General features: G+C 62.2%; 30 protein-coding genes. 13 read left to right on the top strand and 17 right to left on the bottom strand.

Features of this window, described 5'->3' with window-relative positions; genetic code table 11:
- Positions 1–29 precede the first annotated feature (29 nt).
- From tgt to coaD, 7 genes are all read right to left on the bottom strand, one after another.
- Positions 30–1,160, bottom strand: coding sequence for a tRNA guanosine(34) transglycosylase Tgt (gene tgt / locus NKI18_RS06700; RefSeq protein WP_023674880.1), 1,131 nt, complete (start codon positions 1,158–1,160; stop codon positions 30–32).
- Positions 1,153–1,437: a hypothetical protein gene (locus tag NKI18_RS06695; protein WP_352455715.1), complete on the bottom strand. Its 285-nt coding sequence runs from the start codon at positions 1,435–1,437 to the stop codon at positions 1,153–1,155. Before NKI18_RS06695 ends, tgt begins: the two co-directional genes overlap by 8 nt.
- Positions 1,427–2,512, bottom strand: a complete 1,086-nt coding sequence (queA, locus tag NKI18_RS06690; RefSeq protein WP_352455714.1) for a tRNA preQ1(34) S-adenosylmethionine ribosyltransferase-isomerase QueA — start codon at positions 2,510–2,512, stop codon at positions 1,427–1,429. Before queA ends, NKI18_RS06695 begins: the two co-directional genes overlap by 11 nt.
- Before the next feature lie 12 nt (positions 2,513–2,524).
- Positions 2,525–2,923, bottom strand: a complete 399-nt coding sequence (locus NKI18_RS06685) for a hypothetical protein (protein ID WP_352455713.1) — start codon at positions 2,921–2,923, stop codon at positions 2,525–2,527.
- Entirely contained in the window at positions 2,920–3,432 is a 513-nt protein-coding gene (locus tag NKI18_RS06680) for a peptidylprolyl isomerase (RefSeq protein ID WP_352455712.1), read from the bottom strand. The genes NKI18_RS06685 and NKI18_RS06680 overlap by 4 nt, the downstream gene beginning before the upstream one ends.
- A gap of 29 nt (positions 3,433–3,461) precedes the next feature.
- Complete coding sequence (locus NKI18_RS06675) at positions 3,462–4,052, bottom strand: peptidylprolyl isomerase (protein WP_352620071.1); 591 nt, start codon at positions 4,050–4,052, stop codon at positions 3,462–3,464.
- A gap of 75 nt (positions 4,053–4,127) precedes the next feature.
- Positions 4,128–4,628, bottom strand: a complete 501-nt coding sequence (coaD, locus tag NKI18_RS06670) for a pantetheine-phosphate adenylyltransferase (protein ID WP_352448768.1) — start codon at positions 4,626–4,628, stop codon at positions 4,128–4,130.
- A gap of 195 nt (positions 4,629–4,823) precedes the next feature.
- Between coaD and NKI18_RS06665 the strand changes: the two genes are divergently transcribed.
- On the top strand, positions 4,824–4,976 hold the full coding sequence (locus NKI18_RS06665) for a hypothetical protein (protein WP_352455711.1): 153 nt from the start codon (positions 4,824–4,826) through the stop codon (positions 4,974–4,976).
- A gap of 54 nt (positions 4,977–5,030) precedes the next feature.
- Here NKI18_RS06665 and gyrA read toward each other — a convergent pair whose 3' ends face one another.
- The gene (gene gyrA / locus NKI18_RS06660) at positions 5,031–7,841 is read right to left on the bottom strand and encodes a DNA gyrase subunit A (protein WP_352620072.1); all 2,811 of its coding nucleotides are present in this window, start codon (positions 7,839–7,841) and stop codon (positions 5,031–5,033) included.
- A 147-nt stretch (positions 7,842–7,988) separates the two neighbouring features.
- Positions 7,989–8,816, bottom strand: coding sequence for a helix-turn-helix transcriptional regulator (locus tag NKI18_RS06655; RefSeq protein WP_352620073.1), 828 nt, complete (start codon positions 8,814–8,816; stop codon positions 7,989–7,991).
- A gap of 86 nt (positions 8,817–8,902) precedes the next feature.
- Here NKI18_RS06655 and NKI18_RS06650 point away from each other — a divergent pair, with 86 nt between their 5' ends.
- Together NKI18_RS06650 and NKI18_RS06645 are read left to right on the top strand one after the other, a co-directional pair.
- The gene (locus tag NKI18_RS06650; protein WP_352620074.1) at positions 8,903–9,433 is read left to right on the top strand and encodes a hypothetical protein; all 531 of its coding nucleotides are present in this window, start codon (positions 8,903–8,905) and stop codon (positions 9,431–9,433) included.
- Positions 9,434–9,507: 74 nt separating this feature from the next.
- Positions 9,508–10,137: a MarC family protein gene (locus tag NKI18_RS06645; protein WP_352620075.1), complete on the top strand. Its 630-nt coding sequence runs from the start codon at positions 9,508–9,510 to the stop codon at positions 10,135–10,137.
- Between the two features lie 8 nt (positions 10,138–10,145).
- Here the strand turns inward: NKI18_RS06645 and NKI18_RS06640 are convergent, their stop codons facing one another.
- Both NKI18_RS06640 and NKI18_RS06635 read right to left on the bottom strand, forming a co-directional pair.
- A complete protein-coding gene (locus tag NKI18_RS06640; protein WP_352455706.1) occupies positions 10,146–10,571 on the bottom strand; it encodes an OsmC family protein in 426 nt (141 codons plus the stop codon).
- 123 nt (positions 10,572–10,694) lie between these two features.
- Positions 10,695–11,207: a single-stranded DNA-binding protein gene (locus NKI18_RS06635; RefSeq protein WP_352448761.1), complete on the bottom strand. Its 513-nt coding sequence runs from the start codon at positions 11,205–11,207 to the stop codon at positions 10,695–10,697.
- A gap of 208 nt (positions 11,208–11,415) precedes the next feature.
- Between NKI18_RS06635 and NKI18_RS06630 the strand changes: the two genes are divergently transcribed.
- From NKI18_RS06630 to NKI18_RS06590, 9 genes are all read left to right on the top strand, one after another.
- Positions 11,416–11,805 (top strand): cupin domain-containing protein, encoded by a 390-nt coding sequence (locus tag NKI18_RS06630; RefSeq protein WP_352620076.1) that lies wholly within the window; start codon positions 11,416–11,418, stop codon positions 11,803–11,805.
- 82 nt (positions 11,806–11,887) lie between these two features.
- Positions 11,888–12,202, top strand: coding sequence for an ArsR/SmtB family transcription factor (locus tag NKI18_RS06625; protein ID WP_352448759.1), 315 nt, complete (start codon positions 11,888–11,890; stop codon positions 12,200–12,202).
- The gene (locus NKI18_RS06620; RefSeq protein WP_352620077.1) at positions 12,199–12,723 is read left to right on the top strand and encodes an SRPBCC family protein; all 525 of its coding nucleotides are present in this window, start codon (positions 12,199–12,201) and stop codon (positions 12,721–12,723) included. Before NKI18_RS06625 ends, NKI18_RS06620 begins: the two co-directional genes overlap by 4 nt.
- Positions 12,724–12,749: 26 nt before the next feature.
- The gene (locus NKI18_RS06615; RefSeq protein ID WP_352620078.1) at positions 12,750–13,355 is read left to right on the top strand and encodes an ATP-dependent Clp protease proteolytic subunit; all 606 of its coding nucleotides are present in this window, start codon (positions 12,750–12,752) and stop codon (positions 13,353–13,355) included.
- Positions 13,352–13,750 carry a hypothetical protein gene (locus NKI18_RS06610; RefSeq protein WP_353019193.1) on the top strand — a complete coding sequence of 133 codons (399 nt, stop codon included), beginning with the start codon at positions 13,352–13,354 and terminating at the stop codon, positions 13,748–13,750. The genes NKI18_RS06615 and NKI18_RS06610 overlap by 4 nt, the downstream gene beginning before the upstream one ends.
- 694 nt (positions 13,751–14,444) lie before the next feature.
- Complete coding sequence (uvrA, locus tag NKI18_RS06605) at positions 14,445–17,366, top strand: excinuclease ABC subunit UvrA (RefSeq protein ID WP_352620080.1); 2,922 nt, start codon at positions 14,445–14,447, stop codon at positions 17,364–17,366.
- Positions 17,366–17,776, top strand: coding sequence for a DUF302 domain-containing protein (locus tag NKI18_RS06600; protein ID WP_352620081.1), 411 nt, complete (start codon positions 17,366–17,368; stop codon positions 17,774–17,776). Before uvrA ends, NKI18_RS06600 begins: the two co-directional genes overlap by 1 nt.
- Complete coding sequence (locus NKI18_RS06595) at positions 17,773–18,243, top strand: GNAT family N-acetyltransferase (protein ID WP_352620082.1); 471 nt, start codon at positions 17,773–17,775, stop codon at positions 18,241–18,243. The genes NKI18_RS06600 and NKI18_RS06595 overlap by 4 nt, the downstream gene beginning before the upstream one ends.
- Before the next feature lie 28 nt (positions 18,244–18,271).
- Positions 18,272–19,078 (top strand): DUF72 domain-containing protein, encoded by an 807-nt coding sequence (locus NKI18_RS06590; RefSeq protein WP_352620083.1) that lies wholly within the window; start codon positions 18,272–18,274, stop codon positions 19,076–19,078.
- Between the two features lie 46 nt (positions 19,079–19,124).
- Here NKI18_RS06590 and NKI18_RS06585 read toward each other — a convergent pair whose 3' ends face one another.
- The 6 genes from NKI18_RS06585 to urtA all read right to left on the bottom strand — a co-directional run bounded on the left by NKI18_RS06585 (position 19,125) and on the right by urtA (position 25,319).
- Positions 19,125–19,325 carry a hypothetical protein gene (locus NKI18_RS06585; protein WP_352620084.1) on the bottom strand — a complete coding sequence of 67 codons (201 nt, stop codon included), beginning with the start codon at positions 19,323–19,325 and terminating at the stop codon, positions 19,125–19,127.
- Positions 19,326–19,542: 217 nt separating this feature from the next.
- The gene (gene urtE / locus NKI18_RS06580; RefSeq protein WP_023674856.1) at positions 19,543–20,238 is read right to left on the bottom strand and encodes an urea ABC transporter ATP-binding subunit UrtE; all 696 of its coding nucleotides are present in this window, start codon (positions 20,236–20,238) and stop codon (positions 19,543–19,545) included.
- 70 nt (positions 20,239–20,308) lie between these two features.
- The gene (urtD, locus tag NKI18_RS06575; RefSeq protein WP_023674855.1) at positions 20,309–21,055 is read right to left on the bottom strand and encodes an urea ABC transporter ATP-binding protein UrtD; all 747 of its coding nucleotides are present in this window, start codon (positions 21,053–21,055) and stop codon (positions 20,309–20,311) included.
- 7 nt (positions 21,056–21,062) lie between these two features.
- Positions 21,063–22,295: an urea ABC transporter permease subunit UrtC gene (gene urtC / locus NKI18_RS06570; RefSeq protein WP_352620085.1), complete on the bottom strand. Its 1,233-nt coding sequence runs from the start codon at positions 22,293–22,295 to the stop codon at positions 21,063–21,065.
- Positions 22,292–23,908, bottom strand: coding sequence for an urea ABC transporter permease subunit UrtB (gene urtB, locus NKI18_RS06565; RefSeq protein ID WP_352620086.1), 1,617 nt, complete (start codon positions 23,906–23,908; stop codon positions 22,292–22,294). The genes urtC and urtB overlap by 4 nt, the downstream gene beginning before the upstream one ends.
- Before the next feature lie 100 nt (positions 23,909–24,008).
- Positions 24,009–25,319 (bottom strand): urea ABC transporter substrate-binding protein, encoded by a 1,311-nt coding sequence (gene urtA, locus NKI18_RS06560; RefSeq protein WP_352455694.1) that lies wholly within the window; start codon positions 25,317–25,319, stop codon positions 24,009–24,011.
- Between the two features lie 301 nt (positions 25,320–25,620).
- On the opposite strand from urtA, the gene NKI18_RS06555 reads away from it, so the two are divergent.
- The gene (locus NKI18_RS06555) at positions 25,621–26,016 is read left to right on the top strand and encodes a hypothetical protein (protein WP_352620087.1); all 396 of its coding nucleotides are present in this window, start codon (positions 25,621–25,623) and stop codon (positions 26,014–26,016) included.
- Positions 26,017–26,176 lie beyond the last annotated feature (160 nt).

The following is a 26,176-nucleotide window of genomic DNA, read 5'->3' as shown; positions in this document are numbered from 1 at the left end:
CCCTGGAGCCGGATTCCTGGCGAGCATGCCTACCGGACGGCGAGGTCACCGTTTGCCCATTGCTGCGTGATGATCTCGGCTTGTTCGGCGAACCTGCCAGCCTCGATCGCTTCACGAATGTCGCGCATCAGCTGCTGGTAATAGGACAGATTGTTCCAGGTCAGGAGCATCGCCCCAAGCGCCTCTTGCGAGCGCACCAGATGGTGCAAATAGGCCCGCGAATAGTCGCGTGCGGCCGGGCAGTCGCTTTCCTCATCGAGCGGACGCGGATCGTCGGCATGGCGGGCGTTGCGCAGATTGACCTTGCCGCGCCGTGTGTATGCAAGGCCGTGGCGCCCCGCCCGCGTCGGCATCACGCAGTCGAACATGTCGATGCCGCGCGCCACCGACTTCAAAATGTCGTCCGGGGTGCCGACGCCCATCAGGTAGCGCGGCCGGTCAGCCGGCAGCTCCGGGCAAGTGATGTCGAGCATCTCCAGCATCACCGCTTGCGGCTCGCCGACAGCCAGCCCGCCGATCGCATAGCCCTTCAGCTCCATTGCCTTCAGCGCCTGCGCCGAGCGCAGCCGCAGATCCGGCACGTCGCCGCCTTGCACAATGCCGAACATCGCCTTGCCGGGCTGCTCGCCGAATGCCGTCTTGCAACGCTCGGCCCAACGCAACGACAACTCCATGGCACGCTCGATCTCGTTCTGCTTGGCCGGCAGCGCCGTGCATTCGTCGAGCTGCATCTGGATGTCGGAATCGAGCAGCCCCTGGATCTCTATCGAACGCTCCGGCGACATCTCGTAGGCGCCGCCGTCGATATGCGAACGGAAGGTAACGCCGTTCTCGGTCAGTTTCCGCAGCTTCGACAGCGACATCACCTGGAAGCCGCCGCTGTCGGTCAGGATTGGATGCTGCCAGCGGGCGAATTCATGCAGGCCGCCGAGCCGCGCCACGCGCTCGGCGCCGGGTCTTAGCATCAGGTGGTAGGTGTTGCCGAGGATAATGTCCGAGCCGACGCCGCGCACCTGATCCATATACATGGCCTTCACCGTGCCGCCGGTACCGACCGGCATGAAGGCAGGCGTGCGGATTTCCCCGCGCGGCATGGTGATTGCACCACGCCGCGCCCTGCCGTCGGTCGCCAGCACCTTGAAGGTGAATGCGTCAGTCATCGAATTCCCTAGCCATCGAGTCCTTGTCGAATACCGGCGCGTCCGGGGCCTGCTTGTCGAGTGATTGCCGGTAGCGGATGCAGCCGCGCATGAATTTCGGCCACGGCGGCACGGCAATCGCCGGCTCGGTCTTTTCGGGCAAAAGTGACCAGAGGTCGGGATGATGCCAGCACAGATCATGGCCGGTGGCGTCGCGGTGTTGGCGGATGCCGGCGCGCAGTTTCCTGACCTCGGCGATCAAGGCTTCGCGGTCGAAGGTTTCCAGGTCATCGTCCATCGGTATCCTCCCTGAACAGAAGACTTGCATCTCCATAAGAATAAAACCTGTAGCGGTTCTCGATCGCATGCGCATAGGCCGCGCGCATCGTCTGCAAACCGCAGAAGGCCGAAACCAGCATGAACAGCGTCGAACGCGGCAGATGGAAATTGGTCATCAGCATGTCTGCGGTCTTGAAGCGATAGCCGGGCGTGATGAAGATGTCTGTCGGGCCTGACCATGCGGCCAGCCTGCCGTCCTCGCCGGCCGCGCTCTCCAACAAGCGCAGCGATGTCGTGCCGACGGCGATAATGCGCCCTCCTTTTGCCTTCGCCGCATTCAGCGCTTCGGCGGTTTCCGGGCTGACCGAACCGGTTTCGGCGTGCATCTTGTGGTCGGCGGTGTCGTCCGCCTTCACCGGCAGGAACGTACCGGCGCCGACATGCAGCGTGACGAAACGGCGCTCTATGCCCTTGGCGTCGAGCGTCGCAAACAGCTCCGGCGTGAAATGCAGCCCTGCCGTCGGCGCGGCCACGGCGCCCTCCTCCTTGGCATAAATGGTCTGGTAATCGCTGCGGTCGCGTTCGTCGTCGTCACGCTTGGAAGCGATGTAGGGCGGTAGCGGGATGTGGCCGACGGCATGCAGCGCCTCGTCGAGGAACGGACCTGACAGGTCGAAGCCGAGCAGCACCTCGCCACCTTCTCCCTTCTCGATCACGGTCGCATCGAGTTGGCCGAGAAAGCAGGAATTGGCGTCATGACCGAAATGGATGCGATCGCCGGCGGCGATGCGCTTGCCCGGACGCATGAAGGCGAGCCAGCGGTCGGGCGCCATCCGCATATGCAGCGTGGCTTCGACCTGCGCCGCCGCCTCGCCGCGCCGCCTGATGCCCTTCAATTGTGCCGGAATGACCTTGGTGTCGTTGAAGACCAGCAGATCACCGGCCTTGAGCAGGGCCGGCAGGTCGCGCACTGTCCGGTCCTCGAGCCCCTCACCCGGCCTGACCACCAGCATCCTGGCACTGTCGCGCGGCTCGGCTGGGCGAAGCGCGATGCGCTCCTCCGGCAGATCGAAGTCGAAAAGGTCGACGCGCAAGAGATCCCCGCCTCAAGGTTCCGGGCAGGTCACCGCCCAGGCGCCAACACCGTCTATGCTCAATGTGCCGCCCATCGCGAAACTGGACTGCTCGCTGGCCTTGACCAGCCGCAATCTGGCGACGATCGAGCTGATGCCTTCGTCGGTGAGGTCGATAAGCATACGCTCGTCGTCTTCGAATGCCTGTCCAACGATGACTTTCGTTGAGCCTGGCTGTCCGTCCGTGGTCCATGTCTTGCCGCCGGCATCCAGCCACACACGCGCCACCGCAATGACGGCCGTGTGTCCCATCAAAACATCAATCGATGCCGCACCGCCGTCGGCGCTGCAGACGATCGATTCCGTCGCCAGCGCCGGAGTGGCCGCCGCGACGAGCACAAATGCGATGGCCGCGACAGCCCGGCCGGTCATTTCACGTCGGCCGCGACCTTGAGCGACACGATCTTGTCAGGATCCTGCACCGGTTCGCCGCGCTTGATCTTGTCGACGTTGTCCATGCCTTCGACGACCTGGCCCCATACCGTGTACTGGCGGTTGAGGAAGGCGGCATCGTCGAAGCAGATGAAGAACTGCGAATTGGCCGAATTCGGGTTCTGCGAGCGCGCCATCGAGCAGGTGCCGCGGCCGTGGTTGGCGTTGGAGAACTCGGCCTTCAGATCGGGTTTGTCGGAACCGCCAGTGCCGGCGCGCGATGGCGCGAAAGACGGCTTGTTGGAATTGCCGAACTTCACGTCGCCGGTCTGCGCCATGAAGCCGTCGATGACGCGGTGGAAGACCACGCCGTCATAGGCGCCTTCGCGCGCCAGCTCCTTGATACGGCCGACATGGCCGGGCGCCAGATCTGGAAACAATTCGATGACGACCTTGCCCTTGGTCGTGTCCATGATAAGCGCGTTCTCGCGGTCCTTGATTTCGGCCATGTCAGAAATATCCTTTTGAACAATTGGGGTTACTTGCCGTCCGCGGCGATGCGCACCTTGATCATGCGATCGGGGTCGGTCACCGTCCCGTTCTGCGCCTCGTCGCCTTTCTTGATGTGGTCCACCAGCTCCATGCCGCCGACGACATTGCCAACGATGGTGTACTGGCCATCGAGCGGCGGTGCCGGCGCGAACATGATGAAGAATTGCGAATTGGCGGAATTCGGATCGTCGGAGCGGGCCATGCCGACCACGCCGCGCTGGTAGTGCTCGGTGCTGGAGAATTCGGCCGGCAGGTCAGGAAGATCGGAGCCGCCGGTGCCGACAGCGTCGGCATTGAAGCCGCTCTTCATGTTGCCGAACTTGACGTCGCCGGTCTGCGCCATGAAGCCGTCGATGACGCGGTGAAAGGCGACGTTGTCGTAGGCGCCCTGGCGCACCAGCTTTTTGATCTGCGCGACGTGCTTCGGCGCAAGGTCGGGCCTCAGCGCGATGGTCACGTCGCCGTCCTTCAGCGTTACGATCATGGTGTTTTCCGGATCGGCGGCAAAGGCCGACACGGATGCGGTCACAAGACCGGCAAGCACGGCAAGCAAGAAGGCAAGCTTTTTCAGCTGCATGGGATCTTTCTCCGAATATCTTCGTTCATGCATGTCGTTACCCAAAGCCGGGTTCCACTTTTGGGTGACATGCATTTATTTCGCGAATTTGGCGGTGAGCGCGCCGGCCACGGCCGCCGGCACGAAGGGGCGGATGTCGCCTCCCATCGAAGCTATCTGGCGCACAAGTGTGGCGGTAATGGTGCGCACTGAAGGGCTGGCGGGTAGGAACACCGTCTGCAGCTCCGGCGCCATGGTCTCGTTCATGCCGGCCATCTGCATCTCGTAGTCGAGATCGGTGCCGTCACGCAGGCCGCGGATCATGATCGAGGCGCCATGCTTCCTGGCCGCATCGATGACCAGCCCGTCGAAGGCGACTACTTTGATACGCGCACCGTCGCTGCCGAATTCCGCCTTCGCGGCCGTTTCGATCAGGCCAACCCGTTCCTCGAAGGAAAACAACGGCTTCTTGCCGGGATGGATGCCGATCGCGGCATAGATTGTATCCGCCACGGCCAGCGATGCCTTCAGCACGTCGAGATGGCCGTTGGTCAGCGGGTCGAAAGAGCCGGCATAAAGGGCGATGCGTTCGGTCATGGCAGGTGCTTCTAGCGAGCCTCTCCCCTAAAGGCAAATCCGATCGCCAGCCCGCCCCGTGAACCTTTTGGCCGACGTGAACGACAGATGAATGTGCCGCTCACAACAGCTTCACGCCGTGTTCACTAAGTTGCCGCTGCAGAAGATGAAACCAAACACCCATCTAATCGTTGTTAGGCGCAGGAGAACACGCACATGCTGATCTACATCCTCGCCACCGCAATGACCGTCGCCATGCTGATCGCTACCGTATTCGGGTTGCATCAGGAAGCACAGCGCGTCCGCGCCAAGGCGAATACCAAGCGGTTCGAAGGCTTCGGCAACCGCAAGCCTTATCGCCACTTCTAGATTGCGGGGTGTCTTCACACGTCGGCTCATAGGGCTGGCGTCGTCGTGGCAAACTCACTCGACGGAAGTATCGGGCTCCCTACCTTCGGCATCGGCAACAGCGCCGCTTTCAGCATCGACACTCTCTTCGATCTCTTCATCCGCTTGCGGTTCTGAAATTCGCTCCACCGAAACGACCTTCTCGCCCTCTGCGGTATTGAAGATGGTAACGCCCTTGGTGGCGCGGCTGGCGAAACGAATGCCGTTCACTGGAACACGGATAACGGTGCCGCCATCCGAAACCAGCATGATCTGATCGTCATTGCCGACCGGGAAGGTCGCCACCAGGCGGCCGATTTCGGCCGTTTTCGAGACGTCGGTGGCGCGAATACCCTTGCCGCCACGGCCAGTCAGGCGGAAATCGTAGGACGATGAACGCTTGCCGTAGCCATATTCCGTCACCGTCAACACGAACTGCTCGTGCGCCTTGAGGAACTCATAGCGGTCGTCGGAAAGCTCCGCCTCTTCGCCGACCTCTTCATTGGTGAGCTGGATTTCTTCCTCCTCGCCGGCCGCGATGTCAGCAGCGAGCCGGCGTTCGGCCACCACCCGCTTGAGGTAGGCGGCACGTTCCGCCGGCGGCGCATCGACATGCTCGATCACCGCCATCGAGATCACCCGGTCGCCATCGGCCATCGCAATGCCGCGCACGCCGACCGAATTGCGGCTCTGGAAGACGCGTACGTCGCTGACCGGAAAGCGGATGCACTGGCCGGAACTTGCCGTCAAAAGCACGTCGTCATTGTCGGTGCAGGTCTCGACGCCGAGGATCTCGTCGCCCTCCTCGTCCAGCTTCATGGCGATCTTGCCGTTGCGGTTGACCTGGACGAAGTCCGACAGCTTGTTGCGACGCACGGTGCCGCGCGTGGTGGCAAACATGACGTCGAGTTCGCCCCAACTCGTCTCATCCTCCGGCAGCGGCATGATCGTGGTGATGCGCTCGCCCTGTTCGAGCGGCAGCATATTGATCAGCGCCTTGCCGCGCGATTGCGGGTTGCCGATCGGCAGGCGCCAGACCTTTTCCTTGTAGACGATGCCGCGCGAGGAGAAGAACAGCACCGGCGTGTGCGTGTTGGCGACGAACAGCCGGGTGACGAAATCCTCTTCCTTGGTCGACATGCCGGAGCGGCCCTTGCCGCCGCGGCGCTGCGCCCGGTAGAGCGACAGCGGCACGCGCTTGATGTAGCCGGAATGGCTGACCGTGACGACCATGTCCTCGCGCTGGATCAGGTCCTCGTCTTCCATGTCCGCCCCGCCCTCGGCAAGCTCGGTGCGGCGCGGCGTGCCGAACTCGTCGCGCACGGCGATGAGCTCGTCCTTGACGATCTGCTGGACGCGGGCGCGGGACGAGAGGATGTCCAGGTAGTCCTTGATCTCGTCGCCGATCGTGTTCAGCTCGTCGGCGATCTCGTCGCGGCCGAGCGCGGTCAGGCGCTGCAGGCGCAGTTCGAGGATGGCGCGCGCCTGCTCCTCGGAGAGATTGTAGGTACCGTCCTCGTTGATGCGATGGCGCGGGTCGTCGATCAGAAGAATCAGCGATTCCACGTCGCCCGAAGGCCAGCGCCGCTCCATCAACTGCTCGCGCGCCGTCTGCGGGTCCGGAGCGCTGCGGATCAGCTTGATGACTTCATCGATGTTGGCAACAGCGATGGCAAGGCCGACCAGCACATGGGCGCGGTCGCGCGCCTTGCGCAGCAGGAATTTCGTGCGCCGGCTGATCACCTCCTCACGGAAGGCGACGAACGCCTTCAGCATGTCGGTCAGCGTCAGCAATTCCGGCTTGCCGCCGTTCAGTGCCACCATGTTGGCGCCGAAGGACGTCTGCAGCGGGGTGAAGCGGTAAAGCTGGTTGAGGATGACATCGGCGACCGCGTCGCGCTTCAGTTCGATGACGACGCGGTAGCCCTGCCGGTCGCTCTCGTCGCGAATGTCGGAAATGCCTTCGATGCGCTTGTCGCGCACCAGCTCGGCCATCTTCTCGATCATCGACGCCTTGTTCACCTGATAGGGAACCTCGGTGATGACGATCGATTCACGATCGTTGCCGCGCGCCTCGACGTTGACGCGGCCGCGCATGACGATGGAGCCACGGCCGGTCGAATAGGCGCTGTAGATACCGGAGCGGCCGAGCACGATGCCGCCGGTCGGGAAATCCGGCCCCGGAATGATCTCCATCAGTGCCGGAAGGTCGATCGCTGGATTATCGATGAGGGCAATGGCGCCGTTGCAGACCTCGCCCAGATTGTGCGGCGGGATGTTGGTGGCCATGCCGACGGCGATACCGCCGGAGCCGTTGACCAACAGGTTCGGAAAGCGCGCCGGCAGGACTTTCGGTTCGCTGCCCGACGCATCGTAAGTGTCCTGGAAATCGACGGTGTCCTTGTCGATGTCTTCCAGCAACTCATGCGCGACCTTGGTCAGCCGCGATTCCGTGTAGCGCATCGCCGCCGGCGGATCGCCGTCGATCGAGCCGAAATTGCCCTGCCCGTCGATCAGCGGCACGCGCAGCGACCAATCCTGCGCCATGCGCACCAAAGCGTCGTAGATAGAGGCGTCGCCATGCGGATGGTATTTACCCATCACGTCGGCGACCGGGCGTGCCGATTTCACATATTTGCGGTTCCAGTGATAGCCGCTCTCATAGGCGGCGTAGAGGATGCGGCGATGCACCGGCTTGAGGCCGTCGCGCACGTCCGGCAGCGCGCGGCTGACGATCACGCTCATGGCGTAATCGAGATAGGAGCGCTGCATCTCCTCGATGATGGATATCGGCTCGATGCCGGTGGGGCCGCCGTCGGCGCCGCGCGGTGTCTTTTGGTCGGTCAAATCGGATCACAATCTAATCAGGAATCACTTGCTGCTTATATAGGAAGCCAGCCTGAAACTCCAACAATCGCGGCAGTTTTCCAGTGTGGTTTTTAGCGGCAAATTCAAAAGGATAAACCAATTGCGACGATATGGCCGTGCACCCTTTCACGGGCGTCGCCGGCGGGCGCGATAAGTACCCGGCGCCTCGCCCATCAGCCGCCGGAAACGGCGATTGAAGGTTGATAGATCGTTGAATCCCGCCGAAAAGGCAATCGCCGAAATCGTCTGATCCGACGTCCGCAGCCGCACGGCTGCCCTGTGCAGCCGCGCTCTCAGCAGGAACTGGTAGGGCGTCATGCCGGCGACGTGCCGGAAGGTGCGCAGGAAATGGTAAGGGCTGGTGGCGGTCTCGTCGGCGAGTTCGGCAAGCGAGATCGGCCGGTCGGCATCGACTTCGATGCGCCGCACCGCTTCGGCAACACGCTTCTGGTCACGGCGGCTCGGCGTCCGTCCCCGATCCGTGGCGCTGCAAGCCGCTGTTACCGCGGCACCGGCAATGCGCAGGGCGAGTTCCTCGAACGCGCCGGTGTCGGCCATCTCGCGCGCCGCCTCCGCTTCGGCAAGCAGCGGCACCAGCGCCGGCAAGGGCGGCAGGCGCGGCGTGCCGAAATCGAGCGTCTTCGCGCCCGGCACGTCGGCGACGATCCGCTCCATATAGGCCGGTCCGAAATGGAAGGAGAGGCAACGGTCGCCGGCGCCATGCTCGTGCCCGCATTCGTAGCATGTGCCGGGATTGCCGAGCAGGAGCGCGCCCGGCGCGAGCATCGCCGTGCCCTCGCGTGCACGATAGCGGAAGGTGCCGTTGGTTACGGCGGCAACGCAGAAATCCCGATGCTCCTCCTCGAATGGCCTGTCAGCGGCGCTGGCGGTGCAGATGACATCCGACACCTGCCAGCCTCGGCCCGACGCCAGCCTGTGCGCGCTCGTCGTCATCGCCGAAACATAGCAACTTTTCCCAAGCGCAGAACCCCTGTCGGCCTCTATGCTTGCCGGTCTCCTGACAAGATGAGAGCGAAGCCATGTCCAATTCCTTTGCCAAGGTCCTGCACAGCGATGGGCCCGTACCGGCCCTTGCCGAGAAACTGAATCTTTATGGCCGCTTCGTCGGCGCCTGGACGTTCGACGCCACGCGCCATCTCGAGGACGGTCAGGTGCTGACCGGGCGCGGCGAAGTGCATTTCGGCTGGGTGCTCGAAGGCCGCGCGATCCAGGACGTATGGATCCTGCCTGCCCGTGACGCCGGCCCCTCGCCCTCGCTCGGCAAATGGACCTTCTATGGCACGACGTTGCGCGTCTACGATCCCGGCGTTGACGCCTGGCACATCTTCTGGAGCGATCCGCGCAATCAGTACTACAGCCGCCAGCTCGGCCGTGCCGAGGGCGACACCATCATCCAGCAAGGCGCAGACGGCACCGGATCTGCTGTGCGCTGGAGCTTTTCGCGCATCACCGAAAATTCGTTCCGCTGGCTGGGCGAACGCTCACAGGACGACGGCGCCACCTGGCGTCTCGAAGTCGAGTTTCTGGCGCGCCGGGCCGCCAGCCCCTGATCCGCACGGTTTCCACTGGCTTCGCTTTGCTCTACCAATCCCGTTATCCGGCTTTGCCGGCGGGGAGGGTCAGCATGCCGAGCTTCGACAGCCTGTTCAACGCCTTCGTCACCATACTGGTGACGATCGATCCGCCCGGCCTGGCGCCGCTCTTCCTCGCCGTGACCCGCGGCATGAACCGCGAGGAGCGCAACCAGGTCTCCGTGCGCGCCTCGGTCATCGCCTTCCTGGTAATGGCGTTGTTCGCAATCGCCGGCGCGTCGATCCTGTTAGTCTTCGGCATCACTCTGCCGGCCTTCCGCGTCGCCGGCGGCTTTCTGCTGTTCTTCATCGCCTTCGAAATGGTGTTCGAGCGCCGGCAGGACCGCAAGGAGAAGATCGGCGACGTCGCCATCACCAGGGACATGATCCACAACATCGCCGCCTTTCCGCTGGCGATCCCGCTCATTGCCGGTCCCGGCGCGATTTCGGCGACCGTCCTGCTCTCAAGCTCGTTTCAGGGTTTGGGCGCGCAGACAGCCCTTGTCGGCATCATCGCCATCTGCCTCGTCATCACCTACCTGGTGTTCGTGCTGTCAGAGCGCATCGACCGTATCCTCGGCCAAACCGGCCGTTCGATCCTGACAAGGCTGCTCGGCGTCATCCTGGCGGCGCTCGCCGTACAGTTCGTCGCCGACGGCATCAAGGCGCTGATGGCGACGTAGGAACAGCCCTACTTCGCTGTCGTTTCAATGACTTCGAAGTCGTGGGTAATCTCGGCAGTCTTGGCCATCATTGCCGAGGCCGAGCAGTATTTCTCGATCGAAAGCCCGATCGCCCGCTTCACCTTGTCGTGTGATAGCGCCCGGCCCTTGACGACAAAATGCATGTGAATGCGGGTGAACACCCTGGGATCGGCTTCTGCTCGGTCGGCATCGAGTTCGACCACGCAATCTTCGACCGCCTCGCGCCCCTTTTCGAGGATATGGACCACGTCATAGGCCGAGCAGCCGCCAGTGCCGATCAGCACCAGTTCCATTGGGCTCGGCCCCGGCGTCTTGCCCTCCGGCCCGAACGCAGTGCCTAGCACCAGCTTGTGCCCACTGGCGGACTCGCCAACGAAAGTGCGCTCCTCGACCCATTTGACCCTTGCCTTCACCTGATACGTCCTTTCACCGCTCAAACGCACAACGTCCCGAAAATCCAAGACAGATTTTCGGGACGCCATTTCGTGGCCAAGGTGCCGGCGCTTTTCGCCGCAAGGGCAGTCCGCCCCGAGAAATCAGAACGGGATTTCGTCGTCCAGCTCGCGCGACGAACCACCGCCGCCGCCCTTGTTGGCGCCACCGCGATTGAAACTTTCGCCCGGGCCGGACTGGCCGAAATCGGAACCGCGGCTCGCACCACCACCGGCATAGTTGCCGACCTGGCCGCCGCCCTCGCCCCGCGCATCGAGCATCTGCAGCTCGCCGCGGAATTTCTGCAACACGATTTCGGTCGTATAGCGGTCATTGCCGGTCTGGTCCTGCCATTTGCGCGTCTGCAGCTGGCCCTCGACATAGACCTTCATGCCCTTCTTCAGATACTGCTCGGCCACCTTGGCGATCTGGTCGTTGAAGATCACGACATTGTGCCACTCGGTCTTTTCCTTGCGCTCTCCGGATGTCTTGTCGCGCCAGCTTTCCGACGTCGCGATGCGGATGTTGACGACCGGGTCACCCGAATTCAGGCGGCGGATTTCAGGGTCCGCCCCGAGGTTGCCCACCAGAATGACCTTGTTGACGCTACCCGCCATGATACTTCTCCGCGCTCATCCGAAACCGAATTTTTGTCGCCGCACCTTACAGGCTATGGACAATCCCTGCCTGCCGTCGCTGCCTTTTCCCACAAGGTTTTTGTTCTCTTTTCGTTCTATAGGAGAGGCCCTGCACTGTCAATAGTTGTCAGTAAGAAGTAGTATCTTGGCGTCGAATTTCCACAGACCATGGGATCGAGGCGAACGCATGAAGATGGTTGCGCATGACGATCAGCCGCAAGAAGAATGGCGGACGGGAGTAAAGACCCGCATGCATGTCTCGGCCTGCAACGGCGCAACTCAACTTTGCATATTTGAACAATGGGTCGAACCCGCGGTTGGCGCCCCGACACATTGGCACCCGGTCGAGGAAGTGCTTACCGTCATCGCTGGCAGAGCCGAGATGTGGATCGATGACGAGCATCTCGTCTTGACTGCCGGACAGTCGCTAGTTGTTGCCGCGCACAGGCAACATGGCTTCCGAAACGTCGGCTCCGAATTGCTTCATATTCATGCTGTGCTCGCGTCACCAGTTTTCGAGGCGACGTTCAACGGATCCCCCGACATGGTGAGACGCTGGCTTCCAGCGAGTTTGTAAAACCTCGCCTGTCTTAAAAAACACCGCCTGTCTTAAAAAACACGGCTTGCCAAACCGATAAGTATTGACTTATGCTTTCGACATGATCGAAGCAGACATTTTTCGGGCACTGGCGGATCCAACGCGTCGCGCCGTCTATGAGCGGCTCGCCGACGGCGAGATGACGGTGTCGGAACTGCGCACTGGCATACCGGTATCGCAGCCGGCGGTATCGCAACATCTCGCAGTGCTGCGCGGCGCCGGCCTCGTGGTCGAGCGCCGGGCCGGTCGCAACGCCTATTACCGCGTCGATCCGAAGGGGCTTGCGCCACTGCTCGGCTGGATCGAACGCTACCGTGCGTTCTGGCCAGAGCGCATCGAAAGGCTCAAGACGGTTTTGAAGGACATGGACCAATGACCAGCCGAGGCAAAGAACGCGCCGAAATGGCCGCAGACAAGATCGAGTTCGAGTGCGAGCTGCCCGAACCGCCGGAAAAGGTGTGGCGGGCGCTGACGGTGCCGGACCTGCTCGCGGCCTGGATGATGCCGAACGACATCAAGCCCGAAATCGGCAACCGTTTTGCCTTTAAAGCGCCGAATGCGCCGATCGAGTGCGAAATCCTCGACGCGGATCCCGGACGGCTGCTGCGCTATTCCTGGCGGGAGCGGCCGGCGCCCGGCGATACGCAGGTGCCGCCCGGCGGTCCCCTGGACAGCGCAATGAACGACAGCCCAGTGGACAGCATCGTCACCTTTACGCTCGACCGCACCGTTTCCGGCGGCACGCATCTACGCATCGTCCATGATGGTTTTGCTCGGGCAGCAGTGCCGGAGATCGCGATGGCAGGCGCCGGTTGCCGGCTTTCCTTTGAAGCGCGCACTCCCAGGCACAAGCAGATCGCCGCAAACACCCCGCGCCTCTTCCTGCGCGCGGCCTGAACGACAACAGTCAACGGAGACAACCGATGAGCGGCCTTGCCAATCTGGTGCCGATGGTGATCGAGCAGTCGAGCCGCGGCGAACGTGCCTTCGACATATTTTCGCGGCTGCTGCGCGAGCGCATCGTCTTCATCAACGGGGCGATCGACGACGGCACCTCGGCGCTGGTCTGCGCCCAGCTTCTGTCGTTGGAATCCGACAATCCCGACAAGGAGGTCTCGCTCTACATCAACTCGCCGGGCGGCGTGGTGACCAGCGGTTTCGCCATCTACGATACGATGCAGTATATCAGCTGCCCGGTCTCCACGGTTTGTATGGGCTTCGCCGCCTCGATGGCCTCGTTCCTTTTGATGGCCGGCACACCGGGGCGGCGCATCGCGCTACCCAACACCAGCATCGTGCTGCATCAGCCTCTCGGCGGTTTCCAGGGCCAAGCCTCCGATATCCAGCGCCATGCCGAGGGCATCCTTCGCACCAAGCGGCGCATGACCGATCTTTACGCCCACCATTGCGGCCGCACCTACGAAGAAGTGGAACGCACGCTCGACCGCGACTTTTTCATGACCGCGCAGGAGGCCAAGGATTGGGGCCTCGTCGACCATGTTTTCGACACTCGCAAGCAGGCCGCATGAACGTGCCGGGCCGGCGGACGGAACTGAGGCGATTGAGCGCCCGCAATTTCAGCGCCATCGGTCTGGTCTTGACGCTATCGCGGCACTATAGTCCGGCGATGACCGCCAGCCGCTCATCCAGCCTGTTATGCCTTGCCATCGCTACCGTTGCCGGCACGAACATGCTGGTGGGTATGGCACTTGCCCAAGATAATTCAACGTCTTCGCAAAAGGGCGCCCTGCCCGGTGTGACCAGCGATTATCGCATCGCCGAGCCAGCGCCGCGGCCTGAGCCTGACGATGTGGCTCCAGGCAGCGGCAACGGCACCTTCAAGATCGGCGATACCGACGTTCGGATTTCCGGTAGCATCACCATCGATGTCGCTACCGGCGGGATCAGGCCCTCCAGCCGCTAAGTTCGCCTGGTGTGAACCACAAATATTGCGCTTCAAACGAACAGCCCCGCCATTGCCTTTGCAACTGACGGGGCTTCTTGGATCTGAAATCCAAATTGCCGGGAGTGTACTGCCGGCTTTTTATTTCGGATGCTTCGCGGCATTCAGCCGACGATCCGACTAGCAGTCTCTGATTTTATGGGGATCAGCAGGTCCGTTTGGCGGGCAGCGAAAACGCCTGACCCTGGCCACTTATACCTGCCGCGGCTCCAGCGACACGTGGAGCCTCAAGGAACAATCCGGTGGAGTCATGCCTCTGCTCTCCTTCTGTTCGTTGCGACTGTCGTCGAAGCGCTCATCGCATAACCCGCGGCGTCTCGCAGGCTAGCCCCAGGCCGCGAGGCCATCGAAAGACGGCCGGCTTCGTTGACGTGTGGAGTCTGCCCCCATGACACAGGGACGTCAACCTTGAATAGCCGATTTGCCGAAAAATGTGATCGCGAGACGCTTTGGGAAGCCGGCCTCACGGGCAGCTTTTGTCAGGAGCGTGTTCGGCCTTTGTTCTTTCCGCTTGCCCGTTCGCGCGAAAGGCGGTTAAACGCTTTGGTCGAGAGTTGTGGCGTCTCTCGAAAAGGCGGCGAAATTACCTACATAGGGGGTGGTCGGGAAAACCCGCCCATCCCACGAATTCCAGATTCTGAGGCGGCGACCGGCGATGGCCGACCATAAATATCTCTCCATTCGCGGGGCACGCGAACACAATCTGAAGAATGTCGATCTCGACCTGCCGCGTGACAGCCTGATCGTCATGACCGGCCTGTCGGGGTCGGGCAAGTCGTCGCTTGCCTTCGACACCATCTACGCCGAGGGCCAGCGCCGCTATGTCGAGAGCCTTTCGGCCTATGCACGGCAATTCCTCGAAATGATGCAGAAGCCGGACGTCGACCAGATCGACGGCCTGTCGCCAGCCATCTCCATCGAGCAGAAGACCACCTCGAAGAACCCTCGTTCGACGGTCGGCACCGTCACCGAGATCTACGATTATATGCGGCTTTTGTTCGCCCGCGTCGGTGTACCCTATTCGCCGGCCACCGGCCTGCCGATCGAGAGCCAGACGGTCTCGCAGATGGTCGACCGGGTGCTTGCTGTCGAGGAAGGCACCCGGCTGTTCATTCTGGCGCCGATGGTGCGCGGCCGCAAAGGCGAGTACCGCAAGGAACTGCTGGAGCTGCAGAAGAAGGGTTTTCAGCGCGTCAAAGTCGATGGCGTCTTCTATGAGATCGCCGACGTGCCGGCGCTGGACAAGAAGTACAAGCACGACATCGACGTCGTCGTCGACCGCATCGTCGTGCGCGGCGATCTGGCGACGCGGCTCGCCGATTCCATCGAGACCGCGCTGAAGCTGGCCGACGGGCTGGCAGTGGCGGAATTTGCCGACAAGCCGCTCGACGCCAGCCAGACCGGCGAGGATTCGGTCAACAAATCGAAGAACGAGACGCATGAACGCATGCTGTTCTCGGAAAAGTTCGCCTGCCCGGTGTCCGGCTTCACCATTCCCGAGATCGAGCCCAGGCTGTTCTCCTTCAACAATCCGTTCGGCGCCTGCCCGACCTGCGACGGGCTCGGCAGCCAACGCGCCATTGATGCCAGCCTGGTCGTGCCCGACGAGAATGTCTCGCTGCGGGCCGGCGCCGTCAGCCCTTGGGCGAAGTCGAGTTCGCCCTACTATGCGCAGACGCTGGAAGCGCTGGGCGTTGCCTATGGCTTCAAGCTCGGCGACAAGTTCAAGGATTTGAGCGAGGAGGCAAAGCAAGCCGTCCTGCACGGCACCGGCGAGCGCGAAATCACCTTCCATTACGATGACGGCCTGCGCTCCTACAAGACGACGAAAACCTTCGAGGGCGTCATCCCCAACCTCGAGCGCCGCTGGAAGGAAACGGAATCCGCCTGGATGCGCGAGGAGATCGAGCGCTTCATGTCGGCCACGCCCTGCCCGGCCTGCCGCGGCTATCGGCTGAAGCCCGAGGCGCTCGCGGTCAAGATCGCCGGCAAGCACATTGGCGAAGTCACCGAGCTGTCGATCCGCAAGGCCGACCAGTGGTTCACCGATCTGCCCGCTTCGCTCAACGACAAGCAGAACGAGATTGCGGTGCGCGTGCTCAAGGAAATCCGCGAGCGGCTGCGCTTCCTCAACGATGTCGGTCTCGACTATCTGACGCTGTCGCGCAACTCCGGCACGCTTTCAGGCGGTGAGAGCCAGCGCATCCGTCTTGCCTCGCAGATCGGCTCCGGCCTGACCGGCGTACTTTACGTGCTGGACGAGCCGTCGATCGGTCTGCACCAGCGCGACAACGCCCGCCTGCTCGACACGCTGAAGCATCTGCGCGACATCGGCAACACGGTCATCGTCGTCGAGCACGACGAGGACGCCATCCTGCATGCCGACTACGTCGTCGATATCGGCCCGGCGGCCGGCATCCATGGCGGCCACATCATCGCCCAGGGCACGCCGCAGCAGATCATGGCGACGCCCGCTTCGATCACCGGCAAATACCTGTCGGGCGAGCTTGAAGTGGCGACGCCGGCAGCGCGGCGCGAGGCCAAGAAGAACCGCCGGCTGAAGGTCGTCGGCGCGCGCGGCAACAACCTGAAGAACGTCACCGCCGAAATCCCGATCGGCACGTTTACCGCCGTCACCGGCGTATCTGGCGGCGGCAAGTCGACCTTCCTGATCGAGACCCTGTTCAAGGCGGCGTCGCGCCGCATCATGGGCTCGCGCGAGCATCCGGCCGAGCACGACCGCATCGAGGGGCTGGAATTCCTCGACAAGGTCATCGATATCGACCAGTCGCCGATCGGGCGCACCCCGCGCTCCAACCCTGCCACCTATACCGGCGCCTTCACGCCGATTCGCGACTGGTTCGCCGGCCTGCCGGAGGCCAAGGCGCGCGGCTACCAGCCGGGGCGCTTCTCGTTCAACGTCAAGGGCGGCCGCTGCGAGGCCTGCCAGGGCGACGGCGTCATCAAGATCGAGATGCACTTCCTGCCCGACGTCTACGTCACCTGCGACGTCTGCCACGGCAAGCGCTACAACCGCGAAACGCTCGACGTCCTGTTCAAGGGCAAGTCCATCGCCGACGTTCTCGACATGACGGTCGAGGAAGGCGTCGATTTCTTCGCCGCCGTGCCCGGCGTGCGCGACAAGCTGGAGACGCTGAAACGGGTCGGCCTCGGCTACATCCATGTTGGCCAGCAGGCAACGACTTTGTCGGGCGGCGAGGCGCAGCGCATCAAGCTTGCCAAGGAACTGTCGCGCAAGGCGACCGGCAAGACGCTCTACATTCTCGATGAGCCAACCACCGGCCTGCATTTCCACGACGTGGCCAAGCTGCTTGAAGTGCTGCACGAGCTGGTCGACCAGGGCAACACGGTGGTCGTCATCGAGCACAATCTAGAGGTGATCAAGACCGCTGACTGGGTTCTCGATCTTGGCCCCGAAGGTGGTGACGGCGGCGGCGAGTTGGTAGCGTCCGGCACGCCTGAGGACATCGTTCGCGAAAAACGCAGCTATACCGGGCAGTTCCTGAGGGAATTGCTGGAGCGGCGCCCCGGAGGCAAGCGCGAAGCGGCGGAGTGATGGTAAAGAACGGTCTCATCACGCTCCAAAGCCGCTTTGGTGTGGCCGAAACGATCGATCGCCTGGTCGGGACTGTGGAACGTGCAGGATTGCTGGTCTTCGCCCACATTGACCACGCCGCCGGTGCGCGCAGTGTCGAAGCTTCCCTGCGTCCGACCCAGCTTCTGATTTTTGGCAACCCGAAAGGCGGCACGCCGCTGATGCAGGACCGGCAGCTTGCCGGCATCGATCTGCCGGTCAAGGCACTGGCCTGGGAGGACGAGCAAGGCAAGGTCTGGCTCTCCTACAATGACGCGCACTGGCTCGCCGAGCGCCACGGCTTGGGCGACGCCAGTCGCAATGCCGTCGCCGCGATAGCGGCCGGCATGGACAAGGTGATTGCGGCCGCTGCCGGCGCGGGCCAGTTTTGATCATGAGAGCCGCTCGGGCCGATGATCTCCCCATGGTGATCTGGCTCACCACCGACGCCTACGCGCCCTACACTGCCCTGCTCGGCGCACCGCCGATCCCTGTCACCGAGGATTATGCGCCGCGCATCGAACGCGGCGAGGTCTGGCTTTTGGAGCACGATGGACAGACGGCCGGCGTGATCGTTCTCGAACGGCACGATGACCACACGATGATCTTCAGCGTCGCCGTTGCGCCGGCCTTTCAAGGCAAGGGTTTCGGTGTCGCGCTGCTCAATTGGGCTGAGCGACAGACGCGCTTGTGGAGCTTGCCGGAAATCCGACTCTACACCAATGCCAGAATGGAACGGAACGTTTCGTTGTATAAGGCCTACGGCTTTCGCGAAACGGGTCGCCGGCCCAATCCATATCGGCCAGGATGGACGATCGTCGACATGGCGAAAGCCGTCGAGACGACCGCCATCGCGTGATCCTTTTCTGCAAACCGGGAGGACAACCATGACTCAATCAGGAACAATCCGCGCCGGCATGGGCGGCTGGACCTTCGAGCCGTGGGACACGTCCTTCTACCCGGACAAATTGTCGAAGGCCAAGCAACTGCATTATGCCAGCCGGCAGGTGCTCACTATCGAGGTCAACGGCACCTATTATTCGAGCTTCAAGGAGCCGACCTTCGTCAAATGGGCCAACGAGGCGCCGGATGGTTTCGTCTATTCGCTGAAGGGCAACCGCTTCGTCACCAACCGCCGCGTGCTCGGCGAGGCCGGGGAATCGATCATGCGCTTCCTCGGGTCGGGCGTCGCGGCACTTGGCGACAAGCTCGGGCCGATCCTGTGGCAGTTCGCGCCGACCAAGAAATTCGACCCGGACGATTTCGAGGCCTTCCTCAAGCTGTTGCCGGAAAAGCAGGACGGCGTTGCGCTGCGCCACGCGGTCGAGGTGCGCAACGACAGCTTCATCGTGCCGGAGTTCGCCGCCTTGGCGCGAAAGCACAAGGCTGCCATCGTCTATGCCGACCACGCCAAATATCCGGGGATTGCCGACGTTACCGGCGATTTCATCTATGCGCGGCTGCAGACCGGCAGCGACGACAATCCCGATTGCTATACGCCAAAGGCGCTCGACGAATGGGCGGAGCGCGCAAAAACCTGGGCGGAAGGCAAGGTGCCGGCCGACCTGTCGCGCGCCGATCCTTCAACCGACGCGCCGGTCAAGCCACGCGATGTGTTCGTCTACTTCATCACAGGGGGCAAGGTCCGCGCTCCATTCGGCGCCATCGCGCTGATGAAGCGGGTCGCAGGCTGACGCCCCCGCTGTCGGTGGTCTGCCTGGCCGGGTCCTCAATTACCGGCTATGCGGCGCGTTCGTCCGGACGCCGATCAACCCTGACGATCTCGTTGAAAGCATCGAGATCGACATAGAAGACCTTGGTGATCTCCGCGATGAATTCGTCGTGGTCATACCCCTGCGATTTCAGAATGTTGATGGCTGTCAGGATATCGACGCGCTCCGTGAGCCGTCGTTTCTGGTAGTCCTCGACATAGCGCTCCATCGTCTGGCCCTGGCTCCCAAGCACCCGAAATGTTGGACGACAACAGATCGCTGGAAGGGAACGGCTTGCGCGCAAGCGTGCCGGCGCGGCCCGCGCCTTCCCCTGATCTGCCAAATTGGAACTGGTACGGAAAGCGGCCGACTCACCAAGGCCAAGCAAAATCTAGCACGCAATCTTCGGCGCGCCAGAGTTGCAAACCAATGGAATCAATAAGAATTCAGACAGTCAGGAATTTGCGGACGTCCGCCCGGTCGAGATCCTCGGCGGGGCCGGTATGGACGATCTGGCCGCGGTCCATGATATTGACCTCGTCGGCCAATTCCCGGCAGAAATCGAGATATTGTTCGACCAAAAGCACCGCAATGCCGGCCTGGTCGCGCAGATAGCGGACGGCGCGGCCGATGTCCTTGATGATCGACGGCTGGATGCCTTCGGTCGGCTCGTCGAGCACCAGCAGCTTCGGCCGCATCACCAGCGCCCTGCCGATGGCAAGCTGCTGCTGCTGGCCGCCGGAAAGATCGCCGCCGCGGCGCGCGAGCATCTGCTTCAGCACCGGAAACAATTCGAAGACGTGAGCGGGAATGTTGCGATCGGCGCGCTTCAACGGCGCAAAACCGGATTCGAGATTTTCCCGCACCGTAAGCAGCGGAAATATCTCCCTGCCCTGCGGCACGAATGCGATGCCCGACCGGGCGCGATCATACGCCGCGCTCCGGTCGAGCGCCTTCCCCTCGAAGGCAACGCTTCCGCTCGTCAGCCGGTGATGGCCGACGATCGATCTCATCAAACTGGTCTTGCCGACGCCGTTGCGGCCGAGCACGCAGGTGATCTTGCCGGCGCCGGCCTTCAGCGAGACGCCGCGCAGCGCCTGGGCAGCGCCGTAGTGCAGCGTGGCATTGGAGACTTCGAGCATGGTCAGCGCTTTCTCCAACGCGTGAAGAACGAAAGGTCGAAATGATGGAACGGAACGCGCCAGACCATGTTCATCTCCCCAGATAGACTTCGACGACGCGCTCGTCGGCCGAAACGAAGTCGAGACTGCCCTCGGAAAGCACCGAGCCTTCGTGCAGGCAGGTGACCTTGACGCCGAGCTCGCGCACGAAATGCATGTCGTGCTCGACGACGATGACAGAATGGTCGCGCGCGATGTCCCTGAGCAGCCGCGCGGTTTCCTCGGTCTCGGCGTCGGTCATGCCGGCAACCGGTTCGTCGACCAGCAATAGCTTCGGATCCTGCGCCAGAAGCATGCCGATCTCGAGCCATTGCTTTTGGCCGTGGCTCAGATTGGCGGCGAGTTCGTCACGCTTGTCGCCAAGCCGGATGATGCCGAGGATGTCGTCGATCTGCCGCACGTCCGCGGCCGAGCGACGATGGAACAGTGCCGGGAAGATCGAGCGCGGGCCTTTCAGCGCCAGCATCAGATTGTCCTCGATCGTGTGGCTTTCGAAGACGGTCGGCTTCTGGAATTTACGGCCGATGCCCATCATGGCGATTTCGGCCTCGTCGTGTTTGGTCAGGTCGACCTCACCGTTGAAGAAAACTTCACCCGCGTCGGGCCGCGTCTTGCCGGTGACGATGTCCATCATCGTCGTCTTTCCGGCGCCGTTGGGGCCGATGATCGCCCGCATCTCGCCCTTGTCGAGCACCAGCGAAAGGTTGTTGATGGCGCGAAACCCGTCGAAGGAAACCGACACGCCGTCGAGATAGAGGATGGTGTTGCTCTTCGACATCAGGCCATCACTCCGCCGGCTGCGGTTCGGCGCCGGAGGCCGACCAGTCGCCCGGCCTTCTCGCCGCCGAGCGATCGGTTTTCGGCGGCACCGGCGCATCGGGATCGATGCCGACTTCCTCGGCAACCGAGGCCGCCCGCAGCGCCTTGGCGTTGCCGCGCCAAGAATCCCACATGCCGATGATGCCCTTGGGCAGGAACAGCGTGACGGCGACAAACAGTCCGCCCAGCGCAAACAGCCAGAATTCAGGCAGCACGCCGGTGAACCAGGATTTACCGGCATTGACCAGAAGCGCGCCGATGATCGGCCCGACGATGGTGCCGCGCCCGCCGACGGCCGCCCACACCACCACCTCGATCGAATTGGACGGCTCGAATTCGCCAGGGTTGATGATGCCGACCTGCGGCACGTAAAGCGCACCGGCGATGCCGGCCATCACCGCCGACACGGTGAACGCGAACAGTTTGACGTTCTCCGCCCGCCAGCCGAGGAAGCGCGTACGGCTTTCGGCGTCGCGCACCGCCATTAAAAGCTTGCCATATTTGGAACCGACGATTGCCCAGGTGACGAAGACGGCGAGCGCCAGCATGACGGCGCTGACAGCGAACAGCGCCGACCGCGTCATGTCGGCCTGCACGTTGAAGCCTAAAATGTCCTTGAAATCAGTCAGGCCGTTATTGCCGCCGAAACCCATGTCGTTGCGGAAAAAGGCAAGCAGCAGCGCATAGGTCATCGCCTGGGTGATGATCGACAGATAGACGCCGGTGACGCGGCTGCGGAAGGCAAACCAGCCGAAGACGAAGGCGAGCAGGCCGGGCACCGCAAGCACCATGATCGCGGCAAACCAGAAATGGTCGAAACCATACCAGAACCATGGCAATTCCTTGTAGTTAAGGAACACCATGAAATCCGGCAGCAGTGGATTGCCGTAGACGCCGCGCGAGCCGATCTGGCGCATCAGATACATGCCCATCGCATAGCCGCCGAGTGCGAAGAAGGCGCCGTGGCCGAGCGAGAGGATGCCGCAATAGCCCCAGACGAGATCGAGCGCCAAGGCGAGCAGTGCATAGCAGAGGTATTTGCCGGTGAGCGCAACGATATAGGACGGCACGTAAAACGCACTTGTCGGCGAGACCGCAAGATTGAGCAGCGGCACGATGATGGCGACCGCCAGCAGGATGAAGATGGTGATGGCGACACGGCGGTCGGCGCCGGCGGCAAAGAAGCGTCCCGTGATCATGCTTCCACCGACCTGCCCTTTAGCGCGAACAGACCGCGCGGGCGTTTCTGGATGAACAGGATGATCAGCACCAGGACGACAATCTTGCCGAGCACTGCTCCGGCATAAGGCTCGAGGAACTTGTTGACGATGCCGAGCGAGAAAGCGCCGACCAGCGTGCCCCAGAGATTGCCGACACCGCCGAAAACGACGACCATGAAGCTGTCGATGATGTAGCCGCGGCCGAGATTGGGCGAGACGTTGTCGATCTGGCTGAGCGCGACACCGGCGATGCCGGCAATGCCGGAGCCGAGTGCAAACGTTAGCGCATCGACCCAAGGCGTCCTGATGCCCATCGAGGCGGCCATGCGACGATTGGCGGTGACGGCACGCATCTGCAGCCCCCAGGGCGTGCGTTTCATCACGTAGAGCAGCACCGCGAACACGCCGAGCGCGAATACCAGGATCCAGAGCCGGTTCCAGGTCACGGCAAGCTGGCCGATATTGAACGAGCCGGACATCCATGACGGGTTGCCTACCTCCTGGTTGGTCGGCCCGAAGATGGTGCGTACGGCCTGTTGCAGGATCAGCGACACACCCCATGTCGCCAGCAGCGTTTCCAGCGGCCGTCCATAGAGGAAGCGGATCAGCCCGCGCTCGATGACAAGGCCGACGAGCGCCGCCACCAGGAAGGCCAGCGGCAGGGCGATGACCAGCGACCAGTCGAACAGGCCGGGAAAGGAATTGCGGATAACCTCCTGCACGACGAAGGTCGTGTAGGCGCCGAGCATGACCATCTCGCCATGCGCCATGTTGATGACGCCCATGACGCCGAAGGTGATGGCAAGGCCAATCGCCGCCAGCAGCAGCACCGATCCAAGCGATATGCCATACCAGATATTCTGGCCGGCATCCCACAGCGCCAGCGTCGAATTGATGTTGGATATCGCCGCGGTCGCCGCGTCCTTCACCGCACCTTCGGAATTGGCCTCTACCGACGTGAGCAGCGACACCGCATCGCGGTCGCCGCGCGCACCGATGAGCGCGATCGCCGCCAGTTTGTCGGCCTCTGGCCCGTCGGAAACGAGAATCGATGCGGCGCGGGCCTGTTCTAGCAGCGCCTTGACGCTTGCCACGCTCTCATTTGCGATCGCGGTGTCGAGCGGCTCGATGTTTGCCGCGTCCGGCGTCTTGAACATTGTGTCGGCGGCGGCAATGCGCACGGCCGGATCCTTAGAGCCAAGCGTCAGTGTGCCCAATGCATCGCGAATGACGCGGCGCAGCGTGTTGTTGACCTTGATCTTGGTGATGTCGGCCTTGGCAGCTTCGCCCGATCCTTCGCCGGTAAGCGCATCGAGCAGCTCGATGCCGTCGCCGCTCTCCTTGCCGACAAAAACCAGGGAATCGGCCTTGCGCACGTAAAGGCTGCCCTCCGCAAGCGCGGCAAGCGGCCGTTCTACGGCCGGATCGCCGGAAGCCGCAAGCTCCCGCACCACGGCTTCTATCGCCGGAAAATTGGCGGCGGTGGCGAATTTGGCGATGACCACGCGCAGATCTGCTTCGCTGGCGTTCGACGGCAGCGGCTTCCCAAGGAGAAGGAGCAGCATCAGGCCAATCGCGCGGATCAGGATCATTGGTTTCTGGTGGCTCTTGAAGGTTGAATGTCGCCTCCGGGCAGGCTGGAGGAGGAGCCTGCCCGGAGGCTTGCGGGTCTGGGAGGACAGACCGGGAGGATCAGTTGGTTCCCTTGCCGCCGCATTTGCCGGTGGCAACGTTGAAGTTGCCGCAGGACAGAGGCGCGCGCCAATCGGAGATCAGGTCCTTGGAGTCAGGCAGGTAGTCGGACCACTCGTCGCCCATCACCAGGCCTGGCGTCTGCGAGACGGTTTCGAACTGGCCATCGGCCTGGATTTCGCCGATCAGCACCGGCTTGGTGATGTGATGGTTCGGCATCATCGTCGAATAACCGCCGGTCAGGTTCGGCACCGAGACGCCGACCATAGCGTCGATGACCTTGTCCGGATCGGTGGTGCCGGCCTTCTCGACCGCCTTCACCCACATGTTGAAGCCGATATAGTGGGCTTCCATCGGGTCGTTGGTGGTGCGCTTGTCGTTCTTGATGAATTTGTGCCAGTCGGCGATAAACTTCGCGTTCTCGGGCGTGTCGACGCTCTCGAAATAATTCCAGGCGGCGAGATGGCCGACCAGCGGCGCGGTGTCGAGACCGGCAAGCTCTTCCTCACCAACCGAGAAGGCCATGACCGGAATATCCTCGGCCTTGATGCCCTGGTTGCCGAGTTCCTTGTAGAACGGCACATTGGCGTCACCGTTGACGGTCGAGACGACGGCGGTCTTCTTGCCGGCCGAACCGAATTTCTTGATCGCCGAGACTTCGGTCTGCCAGTCGGAGAAACCGAACGGCGTGTAGTTGACCATGATGTCTTCGGCGGCAACGCCCTTCGCCTTCAGATAGGCCTCGAGGATTTTGTTGGTGGTGCGCGGGTAGACGTAGTCGGTGCCTTCGAGAACCCAGCGCTTCACCGAACCGCCATCCTCGCTCATCAGATAGTCGACCGCGGGAATGGCTTGCTGGTTCGGCGCCGCACCGGTGTAGAACACGTTGCGCTCGCTCTCCTCGCCCTCATACTGGACCGGGTAGAACAGGATGTTGTCGAGCTCGCTGAACACCGGCAGCACCGATTTGCGCGAGACCGAGGTCCAGCAGCCGAACACCGCCGCGACCTTGTCCTTCGAGATCAGCTCGCGCGCTTTTTCTGCGAACAGCGGCCAGTTGGAAGCCGGATCGACGACGACCGCCTCGAGCTTCTTGCCGAGCAGGCCGCCCTTGGCATTCTGCTCTTCGATGAGCATCAGCATGGCGTCCTTCAGCGTTGTCTCCGAGATCGCCATGGTTCCCGACAGCGAATGGAGGATGCCGACCTTGATGGTGTCGTCGGCCGCCTTGGCGGGAACGCTCATCAGCAGGCCGGCGGTGACCACGCCGGCCGAAAACATTTTTGTTATTGTCGAGAAACTGCCCCTCATACTTTTAAACTCCCAAGCTGGTTAACTGCATCGGAACAGACCATGCAACGGCTGTGCCAATCACCGGCGAAAGATCGGAGGGTTTGAGATTTCCCAGCCCTGTCAGTCGGTTAATGTATTAGCCGCAGGAGATGAACCTCGCCTGCCAGGTTTGAAATGAGAAAAGATCACTCGTATCAGCCTAAGTTTTACTCATATACAGGCCAATGCCCGAATTTTGAGCAGTATCATATGAGCGCTGGCGAGGATTGCAGCGCCGCAGCGAAATGGGGCAAGTTCGAACCCTTAAACGAGCGACGCCATGGCCTTCCGAACGTCTTGCATTTTCATCACCATGCTTCTGCTGGCGACGACGACCGTAGCGCGCGCCGGCTTCAGCGACGGCAAGCTGCCGGACGGCTCCTATCATTGCGAAGTCTATCTGCTAGGCATGTTCCTCAGCCTCGGCGACATCGCCATCGAGGGAAACGTCTATAGCGGTCCGGTTAGCTTCGGCACCGCGCCGCAGAGTTATAACTACCAGATGGATGCAGACGGCGTGATTACCTGGCTGGGTCCGCTGGGCGGCTACACCAGCGGTGGCAACTCGATCTCGCTTACGCAAGCGACGCTGGAAAGCGGAACCACCCCGTCCTTCGACATCATCATGAAGCAGCCAGACGGCGCCTTTACCGCCTCGACCTGCACGAAGCGTTGAAAAGTACGGAACCTGGCGAGGTTCCGTACTCCGAAGTAGAAGCCGCCTAGAGCGGTTCCTGATTTGACGGAATCGAAGGGGATTCCGGATCAGTCGGTTTTGTGATTCAAGATGCTGGCTGGAGTGGAGGCCAGCATCGGATGACGCGACCTCTTTCGGA

It is taken from the genome of Mesorhizobium sp. M0800 (assembly GCF_040320095.1).
Classification (GTDB): domain Bacteria; phylum Pseudomonadota; class Alphaproteobacteria; order Rhizobiales; family Rhizobiaceae; genus Mesorhizobium.
The sequence above is the reverse complement of the archived record's forward strand: the minus strand, read 5'-3'. Positions and strand labels throughout refer to the sequence as shown.

Coding starts and splice junctions, on each gene's coding strand:
- NKI18_RS06675 (WP_352620071.1), bottom strand. CDS start 4,052: ATGCAGCTGAAAAAGCTTGCCTTCTTGCTTGCCGTGCTTGCCGGTCTT.
- NKI18_RS06600 (WP_352620081.1), top strand. CDS start 17,366: ATGGTAAAGAACGGTCTCATCACGCTCCAAAGCCGCTTTGGTGTGGCC.
- NKI18_RS06665 (WP_352455711.1), top strand. CDS start 4,824: ATGCTGATCTACATCCTCGCCACCGCAATGACCGTCGCCATGCTGATC.
- NKI18_RS06620 (WP_352620077.1), top strand. CDS start 12,199: ATGACCAGCCGAGGCAAAGAACGCGCCGAAATGGCCGCAGACAAGATC.
- urtB (WP_352620086.1), bottom strand. CDS start 23,908: ATGATCCTGATCCGCGCGATTGGCCTGATGCTGCTCCTTCTCCTTGGG.
- NKI18_RS06695 (WP_352455715.1), bottom strand. CDS start 1,437: ATGGACGATGACCTGGAAACCTTCGACCGCGAAGCCTTGATCGCCGAG.
- NKI18_RS06615 (WP_352620078.1), top strand. CDS start 12,750: ATGAGCGGCCTTGCCAATCTGGTGCCGATGGTGATCGAGCAGTCGAGC.
- NKI18_RS06625 (WP_352448759.1), top strand. CDS start 11,888: ATGATCGAAGCAGACATTTTTCGGGCACTGGCGGATCCAACGCGTCGC.
- uvrA (WP_352620080.1), top strand. CDS start 14,445: ATGGCCGACCATAAATATCTCTCCATTCGCGGGGCACGCGAACACAAT.
- coaD (WP_352448768.1), bottom strand. CDS start 4,628: ATGACCGAACGCATCGCCCTTTATGCCGGCTCTTTCGACCCGCTGACC.
- urtE (WP_023674856.1), bottom strand. CDS start 20,238: ATGCTCGAAGTCTCCAATGCCACGCTGCACTACGGCGCTGCCCAGGCG.
- NKI18_RS06635 (WP_352448761.1), bottom strand. CDS start 11,207: ATGGCGGGTAGCGTCAACAAGGTCATTCTGGTGGGCAACCTCGGGGCG.
- NKI18_RS06585 (WP_352620084.1), bottom strand. CDS start 19,325: ATGGAGCGCTATGTCGAGGACTACCAGAAACGACGGCTCACGGAGCGC.
- urtA (WP_352455694.1), bottom strand. CDS start 25,319: ATGAGGGGCAGTTTCTCGACAATAACAAAAATGTTTTCGGCCGGCGTG.
- urtD (WP_023674855.1), bottom strand. CDS start 21,055: ATGTCGAAGAGCAACACCATCCTCTATCTCGACGGCGTGTCGGTTTCC.
- NKI18_RS06685 (WP_352455713.1), bottom strand. CDS start 2,923: ATGACCGGCCGGGCTGTCGCGGCCATCGCATTTGTGCTCGTCGCGGCG.
- NKI18_RS06590 (WP_352620083.1), top strand. CDS start 18,272: ATGACTCAATCAGGAACAATCCGCGCCGGCATGGGCGGCTGGACCTTC.
- urtC (WP_352620085.1), bottom strand. CDS start 22,295: ATGATCACGGGACGCTTCTTTGCCGCCGGCGCCGACCGCCGTGTCGCC.
- NKI18_RS06680 (WP_352455712.1), bottom strand. CDS start 3,432: ATGGCCGAAATCAAGGACCGCGAGAACGCGCTTATCATGGACACGACC.
- tgt (WP_023674880.1), bottom strand. CDS start 1,160: ATGACTGACGCATTCACCTTCAAGGTGCTGGCGACCGACGGCAGGGCG.
- NKI18_RS06655 (WP_352620073.1), bottom strand. CDS start 8,816: ATGACGACGAGCGCGCACAGGCTGGCGTCGGGCCGAGGCTGGCAGGTG.
- NKI18_RS06645 (WP_352620075.1), top strand. CDS start 9,508: ATGCCGAGCTTCGACAGCCTGTTCAACGCCTTCGTCACCATACTGGTG.
- NKI18_RS06630 (WP_352620076.1), top strand. CDS start 11,416: ATGAAGATGGTTGCGCATGACGATCAGCCGCAAGAAGAATGGCGGACG.
- NKI18_RS06610 (WP_353019193.1), top strand. CDS start 13,352: ATGAACGTGCCGGGCCGGCGGACGGAACTGAGGCGATTGAGCGCCCGC.
- NKI18_RS06555 (WP_352620087.1), top strand. CDS start 25,621: ATGGCCTTCCGAACGTCTTGCATTTTCATCACCATGCTTCTGCTGGCG.
- NKI18_RS06650 (WP_352620074.1), top strand. CDS start 8,903: ATGTCCAATTCCTTTGCCAAGGTCCTGCACAGCGATGGGCCCGTACCG.